The 12,086-nt window shown below is 46.4% G+C and carries 12 protein-coding genes; all 12 read right to left on the reverse strand.

The window, feature by feature from the left end; translation table 11 throughout:
- Positions 1 to 196: 196 nt before the first annotated feature.
- Positions 197 to 1,198, reverse strand: a complete 1,002-nt coding sequence (gene ruvB / locus IGJ05_RS09480) for a Holliday junction branch migration DNA helicase RuvB (protein WP_010748648.1) — start codon at positions 1,196 to 1,198, stop codon at positions 197 to 199.
- Between the two features lie 14 nt (positions 1,199 to 1,212).
- Positions 1,213 to 1,803, reverse strand: coding sequence for a Holliday junction branch migration protein RuvA (ruvA, locus tag IGJ05_RS09485; protein ID WP_005232405.1), 591 nt, complete (start codon positions 1,801 to 1,803; stop codon positions 1,213 to 1,215).
- 181 nt (positions 1,804 to 1,984) lie between these two features.
- A complete protein-coding gene (gene msrB / locus IGJ05_RS09490; RefSeq protein WP_008376288.1) occupies positions 1,985 to 2,416 on the reverse strand; it encodes a peptide-methionine (R)-S-oxide reductase MsrB in 432 nt (143 codons plus the stop codon).
- A gap of 88 nt (positions 2,417 to 2,504) precedes the next feature.
- Entirely contained in the window at positions 2,505 to 2,903 is a 399-nt protein-coding gene (locus IGJ05_RS09495; protein ID WP_010748647.1) for a GFA family protein, read from the reverse strand.
- Between the two features lie 2 nt (positions 2,904 to 2,905).
- Positions 2,906 to 3,466, reverse strand: a complete 561-nt coding sequence (locus tag IGJ05_RS09500) for a Maf family protein (protein WP_081116165.1) — start codon at positions 3,464 to 3,466, stop codon at positions 2,906 to 2,908.
- The gene (gene mutL / locus IGJ05_RS09505; RefSeq protein WP_010748645.1) at positions 3,463 to 5,571 is read right to left on the reverse strand and encodes a DNA mismatch repair endonuclease MutL; all 2,109 of its coding nucleotides are present in this window, start codon (positions 5,569 to 5,571) and stop codon (positions 3,463 to 3,465) included. Before mutL ends, IGJ05_RS09500 begins: the two co-directional genes overlap by 4 nt.
- 15 nt (positions 5,572 to 5,586) lie before the next feature.
- Positions 5,587 to 8,139: a DNA mismatch repair protein MutS gene (mutS, locus tag IGJ05_RS09510; protein WP_010748644.1), complete on the reverse strand. Its 2,553-nt coding sequence runs from the start codon at positions 8,137 to 8,139 to the stop codon at positions 5,587 to 5,589.
- A complete protein-coding gene (locus tag IGJ05_RS09515; protein ID WP_010748643.1) occupies positions 8,123 to 8,512 on the reverse strand; it encodes a YlbF family regulator in 390 nt (129 codons plus the stop codon). The genes mutS and IGJ05_RS09515 overlap by 17 nt, the downstream gene beginning before the upstream one ends.
- Positions 8,513 to 8,519: 7 nt before the next feature.
- Complete coding sequence (locus IGJ05_RS09520; RefSeq protein WP_010748642.1) at positions 8,520 to 9,317, reverse strand: TIGR00282 family metallophosphoesterase; 798 nt, start codon at positions 9,315 to 9,317, stop codon at positions 8,520 to 8,522.
- Positions 9,318 to 9,467: 150 nt separating this feature from the next.
- Positions 9,468 to 10,703, reverse strand: a complete 1,236-nt coding sequence (pepT, locus tag IGJ05_RS09525) for a peptidase T (protein ID WP_005227162.1) — start codon at positions 10,701 to 10,703, stop codon at positions 9,468 to 9,470.
- Between the two features lie 37 nt (positions 10,704 to 10,740).
- Entirely contained in the window at positions 10,741 to 11,163 is a 423-nt protein-coding gene (locus IGJ05_RS09530; RefSeq protein ID WP_008376307.1) for a methylglyoxal synthase, read from the reverse strand.
- A gap of 118 nt (positions 11,164 to 11,281) precedes the next feature.
- A complete protein-coding gene (locus IGJ05_RS09535; protein ID WP_005227160.1) occupies positions 11,282 to 12,058 on the reverse strand; it encodes a Cof-type HAD-IIB family hydrolase in 777 nt (258 codons plus the stop codon).
- Between the last annotated feature and the right edge of the window lie 28 nt (positions 12,059 to 12,086).

Consider the following 12,086-nt stretch of genomic DNA (forward strand, 5'->3'; position numbering starts at 1 on the left):
TTCCTCACAAATAAAAAAGCTTTCATATCAGCTTTTTCAGAAGAAATCCTTTTTCAAAATATTTCCTTCTAATCAAATTTCACAAACGCCGTATTTTTTCAACATCGATTGATTCTCAGAAATCATTAAAAAATAAAAAGAAACGTTTCACCAAAAGCACAAAAAAGCAGCAATTATCGTTGATTGCTGCTTCGTTCTATTCACTTCTTTGCGGATAGCCAAAATGGTCATAGGCTAACGGCGTTGCGATCCGCCCACGCGAGGTGCGTTTCAAAAATCCTTTTTGGATCAAAAACGGTTCGTACATATCTTCCACTGTTTCGGTTTCTTCCCCGATATTGACAGCGATCGTACTTAATCCCACCGGGCCGCCTTGATACAATTCGATCATCGTGCGGATCAATTTCTGATCGATATAATCCAAGCCAGCATGATCGACTGCCAAAAGCGCCAATGCCTGATCAGCAACGGCGCGATCGATCAAGCCATCCGCTTGCACTTGCGCATAATCGCGAACTCGTTTAAGCAACCGGTTGGCGATCCGTGGAGTGCCTCGGGATCGGCGGGCGATTTCGATCGCCCCTTCTTCCACGATATCCGTTTCAAAAATCGACGCAGTCCGCTGCACGATCTCTTTTAAATCATGGTCTTCATAATATTGCATATGAGAAATGATCCCGAAGCGATCCCGTAGCGGCGCCGAGAGCATCCCCGCCCGCGTCGTTGCGCCGACTAAGGTAAATGGCGGGAGTGGAAAATGAACCGGGTGAGCCGTTGTCCCTTGCCCCACCATGATATCTACATAAAAATCTTCCATTGCCGAATAAAGCATTTCTTCGGCGACACGAGGCAAGCGATGGATCTCATCGATAAACAGAACATCCCCTGGCTGTAGCTCATTCAAGATCGCAATCAAATCCCCTGGTTTTTCGATCGCAGGACCGCTGGTCGTCTTGATTTGGACCTGCATCTCGTTGGCGATCACCATTGCCATCGTTGTTTTCCCTAAGCCTGGCGGACCATATAAGAGGACATGATCCAACGCTTCTTCTCGATTTTTCGCCGCTTGGATATAAATCGAAAGCTCCTGCTTGACTTTGTCTTGTCCGATATATTGGGCAAGGGTTTGCGGACGCAAGGATTTTTCGATGATCTCTTCTTGTTCAGTGCTTTCTGGCGAAACAATTCGTTCATCCATCGTCTACTTGCTCCTTACTTTTTCATCATCAATCGGAGAGCTTCCCGCAAGTACTCATCCGTCGATTTTGTGGTATTCGCCGCTAATTGTTTTTCGGCTTTCTTGACTTCTTTTTCGCTATAACCCAATGCTTTCAAGGCTTCCATTGCTTCATCTAAAGCAGTCGTTGCTACGCTTAGAGGAACGATCGCTTCTTCTCCAACCAGTTCAGCCACTTTGCCTTTCAAGTCTAGGATCATTTGCTGCGCCGTCTTTTTACCGACACCTGGGAACTTAGTCAAATAATTGACGTCCCCATTTTCGACTGCCGTGATCAACCCTGTATGGTCTTCATTGGCCATGATTGCTAACGCACTCTTTGGTCCAATACCTGAGACACTGATCAATTTTAAAAACAACTGCTTGCCTTCGATCGTGGCAAAGCCGTAGAGACTATGAGCATCTTCACGAATCACTTGGTGCAGATAGATTTTTACTTCTTGGTTCAACTTGCCGCTAAATGAATACGGATTGCCAAAAGCGATCTGATAGCCGATGCCATGGGTCTCAACGACGATATACGCCGGAAAGATATCCGTTACTTTTCCTATGATATATTCGTACATGTGCTTTCCTTTCTGTACATATGTTCCCTTTATTGTAGCACAGACGAGAGGGCAAAAAAAGGACTGTGAACGAAGGAAAAGGCTTAGCAGGAAACAAACGGAGGAAAAACCGTTGTTTCAGTCGCATTTTTTCAAACGAGACATGCTGCTGCGTCTTTTTTTCGCACACAGTTCCTAATACTTACTCAACGAGTGATTTGAATTCGCCATAGCCTTTTTCATCCATTTCTGCTAAAGGGATGAACTTCAATGCTGCCGAGTTGATACAATAGCGCAAACCGCCTTTGTCCTGAGGACCGTCTGAAAAAACATGTCCTAAATGAGAGTCAGCTTCTTTACTGCGGACTTCTACCCGATGCATGCCGTGAGAAAAATCGGCTTTTTCTTGAATATCTTGGCGACTGATCGGTTTCGAAAAGGACGGCCAGCCACAACCTGCGTCATATTTATCAGTAGAAGCAAACAATGGTTCTCCGTTGACGATATCAACATAGATCCCTTTTTCATAAAAATCATCATACTCGCCAGTAAAGGGGCGTTCGGTTGCATTTTCTTGGGTCACCGCATATTCGATTGGCGACAATTTTTCTTTTAATTCTTTTTTATCTGTCATTTTTTCACCTGCTTTTCCTCTAGACTCATCCTGTATGCTCTATCATGCCTTTTTTCTTAGCGAATGTAAAATGACTTGCTCAAATTGTTTAAGGGTTTTGTAGCTTTTGCCAACGAGTCGTTGGTTCCGCAAAATGGTAGAAATGCGGTTGATCTTTTGTATAGATTTCTTCGCTTAAGACAGCTTCTGGCATGTTGCCAAACAACCCAGCCGCAAAAAAATAGGTGTGTGCTTCTTTGAGGTAAAAGAACAGGCTCGAGCCGCATTGACTGCAAAATCCTCGCTGTGCCCACTCAGAAGAATCGTAACGTCGCAGCCACTTCGCTCCTTGAAGAGTCATCTGGTCCTCAGCGCATGGCGCAAGAGCAAACATCGGTCCGCCGTGAAATTTTTGACAGAGACTACAATGACAAACCGTGATTTCTTTCGCAACTCCCGTCAAGTTGATCGTGACTTTGCCGCAAAGACAACTACCAGAAACATCCATCCTTATTCCTCCTCCGTAAACTCTTGCAACAACTGATAGACCGTAGCGACAGGAAATCCTACGATCGTATAAAAATCGCCGTTTATCGATGAGACAAATATTTTGGCTGCCCCTTGGATCCCATAGGCGCCCGCTTTGTCTTGGTACTCATCTAAGGCAAGATACTTGTCGATCTCTTGATCCGTCAAAGGACGAAACACAACTTCCGTCGAAACCACTGCTTGGCGTTGCTGTTTGCCTTTTTGCAAAACGACGGCGGTATGCACCCAATGGGTACGTCCGCTCATTTTTCGCAACATCGACAGAGCATCTTTACGGTCGACTGGCTTTCCTAAGATTTCTTCACCCACCACGACCGTCGTGTCGCTCGCGATCACCAGATCTTCAGGATAGGTTTGCGCAATAGCCGCCGCTTTTTCTGCTGCCATCCGTTGGACATAAGGGATCGCAGCTTCGTTTGGTCGGACCGACTCGTCGATATCTGCTGGTATGACCGCAAATTCCGAGACTAACTCTGCTAGTAATTCTTTGCGCCGCGGCGACTGTGAAGCCAAAATAATCATTCCATGCCACTCCTTGCTCGATGAGGATCTTGAATCCGTTTGAACATCCGCTCCATGTCGCTGTTGGTGAAATGGATCAGCACCGGACGACCATGGGGACAGTTGAAGGGATTCTCGCATTTCGCTAAATCTTGCAACAAGATCCTAGCTTGTGCTTCATTCAAATAGTGATTGGCTTTGATGGATCGTTTGCAGCTCATCATGATCGCGGTTGCTTCACGAAACTTTTTGACACTGACACTTCCTGTCGTCAATAACATATCGATCATTTCGCGGATGATGGCTTCTTCTTCACCGCTAGGGTACCAAGTCGGGTGCGCTCGGACGATGAAACTATTGGTCCCAAAAGATTCCAGATGGATCCCGACTTCTGCCAGCTTGTCGCTTTGTTCTTGTAATTGCAGTGCATCGCTGTTGGGATAATCCAAAACGATCGGCACCAACAATTCTTGCAGGTCATTGGTCACTTCGCCGATTTTTTCGCGGTAATACTCGTATTTGATTCGTTCTTGCGCCGCATGCTGGTCGACGATATATAGCCCCGCCTCGCTTTGGGCAAACAAATAGGTCCCATGCATCTGCCCAAAATAATCCAATTGGGGAAAACGCTCCTTCGCTGGTTCTTCTTCCAGCAACCGTTCGACCGTTTTTAGGTAGTTGCGGTCATCCCCATGCATTTCAGGATGCAGAGTCGCTTGACTTTGCAGATCCTGCGCCGTAAGCTCTGGCGTCTCATCTGGGAGAAAGACTGGCGCTTCTGGCAGCGACGCTTTTGTTTCCGTCTGGCCTTCCACAAATGGTTTTCGGACAGGCTTATTTGGCAGCGTCTCTTCCAAACTGCGAAAGGTTTCCTCGGTTTCTTCCAACAGGTTGTCGCTAGATTCCTGTGGCATTTCTGGAAGTTTTCCACCTTCCTCCACAGGTTTTTCCACAGAGTTATCCACAGTCTGTTGATAAGTGTTGCCCTGCACCTCAAATTTCCCTGTTTCGCGATTATAAGACAACCCAGAAGTCGAATTTCCTGCTGACTCCAGTTCCAAGCCAAGCTGCTGGGCTTTTGGCTGATCGGCCACTTTTTTCTTGAAACGCAGATTGTCAGCGGCGTTAGGAATCAAATTGATTTCCCGCAGCGCCTCATTGATGGCTTTACTGATTAGCTTGGTCAGTTCTTCTTCTTTTGACAAACGAACTTCTTGCTTAGTCGGATGAACGTTGACATCGACTAATAAGGGGTCCATTTTGATTTCAAGGACAGCTAATGGAAAACGACCGACCATCAATTTTGATCCGTAACCAGCAACGATCGCTTTATTCAAAGCAAAATTGCGAATATAACGACCATTGATGATCGTGGATAAATAGTTGCGGCTGGCTCGGGTGACTTCTGGCAGTGACACAAAGCCAGTGACTTTAAAGTCGAGGTCCTCAGTATCGATCGCGATCATTTTTTTGGCGGTTTCCACCCCGTAGATCCCTGCGATGGTTTGTTTTAACTGCCCACTTCCAGTGGTGCTCAACATCTTATTGCCTTCATGAACGAGACGAAAAGCCACTTCTGGGTGGCTCAGGGCGATCCGATTGACGATATCGCCGATGTTCGCTAGTTCCGTTTGCAGCGTCTTGACATATTTCAAACGTGCCGGTGTATTGTAAAAGAGGTTTTCCACAGTGATCTTGGTTCCTTGCCGCAAGTTGGCAGGCAGATGCTCTTCAACAGCGCCGCCTTTTAAGCGCACAAAGGAGCCTTGTTGGGCGCCTTTGACTGCCGTTTCAATCGAGAGGATCGAAACCGAAGCGATACTAGGCAAAGCCTCCCCGCGAAACCCGAGGGTACGTATTCGAAACAAGTCATCCCGATTGTGGATTTTGCTGGTGGCGTGGCGTTTAAAGGCAGTCAAGACATCCTCTTCTGCAATTCCTTCGCCATTATCGATGACTTGGATTTTACGCAAGCCCGCTTCTTCAATAAAAATATCGATTTGGGTACTGCCGGCATCCACGGCGTTTTCAACTAATTCTTTGACGACAGAAGCCGGTCGCTCAACGACTTCTCCTGCCGCGATTTGGTTCGCCAGACGTTCGGATAACTCTTGGATCTTTCCCATCTGCTGACCTTCTTTCTAAATTCGTTTTTGCAGCTCGTACAATGTATTCAGAGCGTCCATCGGGGTCATTTCCAACAGATTCAATTTCTTCAACTGATCGATGACGCCGATTTCTTCCGTAGATACTTCACTAAACAACGACAACTGCTGACTTTCTTCGACGACGGGTTTTGGCTGTACCGTCGGTTCATGTTCTTCCAGCGCTTTTAAGATCGTGGCTGCGCGCTGTAAGAGTGCACTTGGCAGTCCAGCGATTTTGGCTACATGGATCCCATAGCTTTTATCTGCGGGCCCTTCCATCATCTTATGCAAGAAGACGACTTCGCCTTCTTTTTCAACGGCACCAACATGGACATTGCGCAAGTGCGCCAATTCCTCATCTAACACCGTCAGCTCATGATAATGGGTGGAGAAAAGTGTTTTGGCATGAACTTCTTTGTGGATATATTCAATGATAGCTTGTGCCAATGCCATGCCATCATAGGTCGCAGTCCCACGCCCTAACTCATCAAACAAAATCAAGCTGTTAGGCGTTGCATGACGCAGCGCTTGGTTGGCTTCCATCATCTCCACCATAAACGTGCTTTGACCGGCGATCAGGTCATCGCTGGCACCGATGCGAGTAAAGATCCGATCAAAAATCGGCATCTCTGCAGATTGTGCGGGTACGAAACAGCCGATCTGCGCCATAATGACTAGCAAGGCAAACTGCCGCATGTACGTACTTTTCCCAGACATATTTGGTCCTGTGATCAACAAGATCTCTGTTTCTTCATCCATCACGATACTATTCGGAATGTACTCTTGGTGACCAAGGACTTTTTCCACTACAGGATGACGGCCGTCGATGATCGATACCGCTCGTTTTTTCGCTACTGTCGGCCGCACGTATTGGTAGCGTTCCGAAACTGTGGCGAAACTTTGTAAGACATCGACCGCACTGACGGCTTTGGCTAACTTTTGCAGACGGGTGATACTCTTTTTCACTTCTTCACGGACGTCAAGAAACAGGCGGTATTCCAAATCCACCGATTTCTCTTCGGCTTCTAAAATCAAAGTCTCCAGTTTTTTCAACTCGGGGGAAATAAACCGTTCCGCATTGGCTAACGTTTGCTTGCGCTCGTAGCGAGAGGTATCTAAATTCACTAGATTGGCTTTCGTGATCTCAATGTAATAGCCAAAGACGCGGTTGAACCCAACTTTCAGGTTTTTGACTCCCGTCGCTTGGCGTTCGTTGGCTTCTAATTCCGCCAGCCATTGCTTGCCGTTACGCATCGCTGTACGGTATTCATCTAATTGTTGATGGAACCCGTCTTTGATGATGTTGCCTTCCGTGATCTGTAACGGGGCATCTTCATCGATCGCAGCTTCGATCAGTGCAACCAAATCATCTAAGGGCGTTAATTCCAGCAGCAAGTCATTCCACTCGCCACGGTTGATGCCTTGCAGCAATTGCGCGATCAGAGGCACTTGCTCCAAAGAAGATTTCAACTGCAGCAAATCGCGGCCATTGACATTTCCGAAGGCGACCCGTCCGACTAAGCGTTCCATGTCATAGACTTTCGTCAACGCTTCTTGCAGATCTGCTCGCTCAAAGAAACTGTCCAGTAACGATTGGACCATTTCTTGGCGGGCAGTGATTTTCTTTGGCTGGATCAAGGGACGGTCTAACCATTGCTTTAACAAACGGCCACCCATTGCGGTTTTTGTCTCGTCCAACAACCACAAAAGAGTCCCTTGTTTTTTGCCAGTTCGAATCGACTGCGTCAATTCTAAGTTGAATTTGGAATAATGATCCATTTTCAAGGCATGATCGGGCTGATATTCCACGGCTTGTTGAATATGCGCTAAACTGCGTTTTTGGGTGATCGCCAAATAACTTAGCAACTTCCCTGTGACTACTTTTTCTAACTCTTGGGAGAGAGGTTCTGTTAAAAATTGAAATTCGGCATTTTCTTCCAACGTTTCTTGCTTAGAAAACACGACATTCAAGCGATTGGTCAGTGTTGTTTGCAATGACTCAGGGATCTCGCTGCACAAAACGACTTCTTTCGTTTGCAGAGCGGCGGCCTCATTGACGACAGCTTCTTCATCTTCCAATTGCGCTGCTTTTAATTCACCGGTACTTAGATCGACATAGGCAAAGCCAAAACGCTCCCCTTGCTGCAAAACAGCTGTCAAAAAGTTGTTTTCTTTGGCGGATAGGCCTTTGCTGTCCATCACCGTTCCCGGCGTGATCAGTTGAACGACTTCGCGTTTGACCATTCCTTTGGTGGTTTTTGGATCTTCCACTTGCTCACAAATCGCTACTTTGTAGCCTTGCTCGATCAAGGTGTCGATGTAATTGCTGGCAGCGTGGTAAGGCACCCCACACATAGGGATCGGTTCCTCCGCATTTTTGTTGCGGCTGGTTAACGTCAGTTCTAAAATTTGTGCTGCCTTGACAGCATCCTCATTAAATAATTCATAGAAATCCCCTAAACGATAGAATAAAAAAGCATCTTGGTACTGAGCCTTGATGCTTAAATACTGTTCCATCATCGGGGTATTTTTAGTTTTTTGAGGCATTGGTTTCATCCTCCTCGATGGCTTTATTCATTTTCTTTTGGATCTCCGTCGTGACATATTGCAGCAATTCATCTGCTTGCAGTAACGCTTGGCGATAAGCAACCACTAAAGGATGCTGCTCGTATTCGTTTGTCAATGACGCATAACGCTGCTCGGCAGCTTTTTTTGCTTCGGGTTTCTCATAATGCTCAAATTGAACGATTTCTTTTTGCGCTTGCTTCAACGCTTCTTCCAGCTCCAATAGCCCTTGGTTTTGCAAGGCTCGTGCTTGAATTTCTTGAAATTCTTGAACGATCGGATGATCAGACAAGAGCCTTTGCAAAGCAGCCAGCTCTTGGGCAACGTGTGGTTCCTTGGCTAATTGCTCTTCCATGCTTCTCCTATTCTGTAAACGGGCGATCTTCACTGATTTGGATCGGACGGATCGATTTTGCTTTACCAGTGGCTTCATCAATCTCAAGCAAGCAAGCCGACAAAATACTGCGGCCTTTTTCAATCACTTCAAACCGTTGCGGCAACGCCGTCAAAAATTTTTCAATGACTGGTTCGCGTTTCATCCCCAAGATCCCATCATAAGGACCAGTCATGCCGACATCTGACAAATAAGCCGTTCCTTGGGGCAAAATCCGCGCATCATTGGTCTGGACGTGGGTATGCGTGCCGACGACTGCCGAAACACGGCCATCCAAATACCAGCCCATCGCTTGTTTTTCGCTGGTGGTCTCCCCATGAAAATCCACAAAGATAAACGGTGTGCGTTTGCGGGCAATCGCAACCAGTTCATCCATTTTGCGAAACGGATCATCAAGGTCTACCATGAACGAGCGAGCTTGCATGTTGATTACCGCTAATTCAATGGTGTTGACTTTCACAAATACCATGCCGACGCCCGGTGTTCCCTCTGGAAAATTGGCTGGACGAATCATTTTCTTCGCATCGCCAATAAATTCAAAAATGTCACGGTTGTCCCATGTATGATTGCCTAGTGTCACGACATCGACACCATCTTGCAAAAATTTCTTATAGATTTTACCAGTGATCCCACGACCCGCCGCCGCATTCTCGCCGTTTGCGATCGTCACCTGTGGCCGATACGCCTTTTTTAATTTTGGAAGGTACTCCGTGATCGTTTCTCTTCCTAATGAACCAACTACATCTCCAATGAATAATACCCGCACACATTTTTCCTCTTCTCTTTTAGCTTCTTTTCTATTATAAGGGTTTTGGTCCAGAAAAAAAAGGTTCTTTCACTTGCGGTTCTTCCCTGCAGCAGAACAAAAAAACACGCTAGACTCTTTCGCATCAGTCTAGCGTGTCGCTTAATTCTCTTAGGAAACAGTGGTGTCCTCTTGTCCTACATGTTCTACGATCGCCACGATCAAATCACGGGCTTTTTCCATCGCTTCCACGGTAATAAATTCATACTGGCCATGGAAGTTTTCACCGCCGACAAATAAGTTCGGTGTTGGGATCCCTTTATAGGTGATTTTCGAGCCATCGGTCCCGCCACGAAACGGTGCTTCGATCGGCGTCACGCCAATCGCTTGCATCCCTGCTCGGGCAGCTTCGATACTGCGGGGATCTTTCTTGATCAAATCCCCCATATTGTAATATTGATCATACAGCGTATAGGTGATACGTTCTTGCCCATAGGCTGTGTTCAGTTCATCAATGATCCCCACGATGTTGGCTTTTCGCTGTTCAAAAAGCGTATGATCGTGATCACGAATGATATAAGAAACTTCTGCTCGACCAATATGTCCCGTCAAATTGTGCAGCAGGTAGAAGCCTTCATACCCGCGGGTGCGTTCAGGAACTTCCTCTGCTGGTAAGGCATCATCGATTTGATGCGCGATTTTCAAGGCGTTGACCAAACGACCATAGGCAGTCCCAGGATGCACACTCGTACCGTCGATCGTTATATCGATACGAGCCGCATTAAAGGTTTCATACTCCATATGGCCCACGCGACCACTGTCCATCGTGTAAGCAAATGCTACTGGAAAATCCGCCGCATCAAAGCGATCAGCGCCAGTCCCGATCTCTTCGTCCGGACCAAAAGCGACCCAGACATCGCCACGCTTATGCGCATCCATCGTTTGTAAGATCCGCAGCGCATCAATGATCTCTGCGATACCAGCTTTATCATCTGCACCCAGCAGGGTCGTTCCATCCGTTGTGATCAACGTTTCGCCGACATAGTCTTTGAGATTAGGAAATTCAGCAGTTGTCATATAAATGGCTTTTTCTTTATTTAAACAAACATCCTTGCCATCGTAATTTTCATGGATCTGCGGTTGAATATTTTCAGCTTCGAAATCTGCCGTATCTACATGGGCAATAAAGCCGATCGCCGTTTTTTCAGGATTACCAGGTAGACGTCCGATCACAAAACTATTCTTTTCATAGTAAGCAACATCCGCTAATCCCATCTCGATCAACTGATCTTTCAATAAAAGAGCCAACTCAACTTGTCCCTGCGTCGTTGGGATGGTCTGACTCGTGGCATCCGAGCGAGTATTCATTTTTGCATAGGTCAAAAAATCCTTTAAGATTGCTTTCAATTCTGCACGTCCTTTTTCTTCAATTCTTCTACTATCTTTATAACGACAGGGGACGATTGTCCGTTTCGTGGATCACTTGTCGAAAATCAGCAAAGCCAGCTGCTAAGCCGCGCAGCAAGATCTCTGCCGTTCCCATATTGGTGGCTAAAGGAATCTCGTACACGTCTGACAAGCGAATCAATGCCGTTACATCTGGTTCATGGGGTTGTGCGGCTAAAGGATCGCGCAAAAAGATCACCATGTCCAAGTCATCTTGCGAAATCATGGCGCCAATTTGCTGGTCTCCTCCCAGCGGCCCTGATTTGTAGCGGTGGACAGGCAACTGGGTTGCTTCTTCGATCCTCTTCCCCGTAGTTCCTGTTGCGAAAAGTTCATGCTGCGCTAAAATTTCTCGATAGGCAGTCACTAATTTTACCATTACATCCTTTTTTCGATCATGAGCAATCAATGCGATTTTCATTTGCTGCATTCCCCCTTTTTTCTATTGTACCAATTTATTTTCTTTGCGACCGAGAAAAAACAAAAAAACATAGCACAGATGCCGCAAATCGACTGTGCTATGTCTAAAGGATTCCTTTTTAAATCAGTTGTAATTCTTTCAAGGCTAACCAGATGCCATCTTCATCATTGCTAGCGGTCACCATATCTGCGACTTGTTGGATCTCAGGGACCGCATTGCCCATTGCCACACCGACACCTGCGGCAGTCAGCATTTCACGATCGTTTTGGCCATCACCAAAACAGATCACATCTTCTTGTGCTATCCCTAATTGTTCTGCGACACACAAGATCGTTGCTGCTTTGGAGCCTTCTTTTGGAACGACATCCACACTGTTTTCATGCCAACGTACAAAACGCAGTTTGCTGTATTTCTCGTCAAAAAAATGCTCATACTCTTTTCCGTAAAAAGCCAATGCTTGATAGACTTCTTTTTCTTCAGGAAAGTCCATGTCCAGCTCAGGAAGTTGGGCACCAAAGGAATGCATCGCTGCTTCCATTTTAGCAATATCCAACGAAGACGCTCGTTTCGCTGTATCCATCCCGACAAAGGCCGTATCGATCCCAAGCTCTTGGGCTTCTGCCACGAAAGCAGCCAATTGCGTTTCATCGAGCAAATTTTTATACACCTGCTGATGCGAAAGAAAGGCGGCTGCCCCATTACATAAAATGTAATTATCAAAGGACAATGAACGAATAATGTCTTGGGCGTGAAAACGACTGCGCCCAGTGGCAACGGTCACGAAATGGCCAGCATCTCGCAGAAGGTCAAGGGCTTTTAGCGTACTGTCTAGTGGCTGTTTGTTCGAGTCAAGCAAGGTTCCATCAATATCAAAGGCAAAGAATTTCCGATTCATAAAAGGTTAAGGCTCGCTTTCTATTAAG

Origin of the sequence: Enterococcus sp. AZ167, from assembly GCF_051714025.1 — a bacterium.
Lineage (GTDB): Bacteria > Bacillota > Bacilli > Lactobacillales > Enterococcaceae > Enterococcus_D > Enterococcus_D casseliflavus.

What these genes read in the sequence shown, in the direction of transcription:
- ruvB (WP_010748648.1), bottom strand. Translation starts at nt 1,198, where the DNA reads ATGGATGAACGAATTGTTTCGCCAGAAAGCACTGAACAAGAAGAGATC.
- ruvA (WP_005232405.1), bottom strand. Translation starts at nt 1,803, where the DNA reads ATGTACGAATATATCATAGGAAAAGTAACGGATATCTTTCCGGCGTAT.
- msrB (WP_008376288.1), bottom strand. Translation starts at nt 2,416, where the DNA reads ATGACAGATAAAAAAGAATTAAAAGAAAAATTGTCGCCAATCGAATAT.
- IGJ05_RS09495 (WP_010748647.1), bottom strand. Translation starts at nt 2,903, where the DNA reads ATGGATGTTTCTGGTAGTTGTCTTTGCGGCAAAGTCACGATCAACTTG.
- IGJ05_RS09500 (WP_081116165.1), bottom strand. Translation starts at nt 3,466, where the DNA reads ATGATTATTTTGGCTTCACAGTCGCCGCGGCGCAAAGAATTACTAGCA.
- mutL (WP_010748645.1), bottom strand. Translation starts at nt 5,571, where the DNA reads ATGGGAAAGATCCAAGAGTTATCCGAACGTCTGGCGAACCAAATCGCG.
- mutS (WP_010748644.1), bottom strand. Translation starts at nt 8,139, where the DNA reads ATGCCTCAAAAAACTAAAAATACCCCGATGATGGAACAGTATTTAAGC.
- IGJ05_RS09515 (WP_010748643.1), bottom strand. Translation starts at nt 8,512, where the DNA reads ATGGAAGAGCAATTAGCCAAGGAACCACACGTTGCCCAAGAGCTGGCT.
- IGJ05_RS09530 (WP_008376307.1), bottom strand. Translation starts at nt 11,163, where the DNA reads ATGAAAATCGCATTGATTGCTCATGATCGAAAAAAGGATGTAATGGTA.
- IGJ05_RS09535 (WP_005227160.1), bottom strand. Translation starts at nt 12,058, where the DNA reads ATGAATCGGAAATTCTTTGCCTTTGATATTGATGGAACCTTGCTTGAC.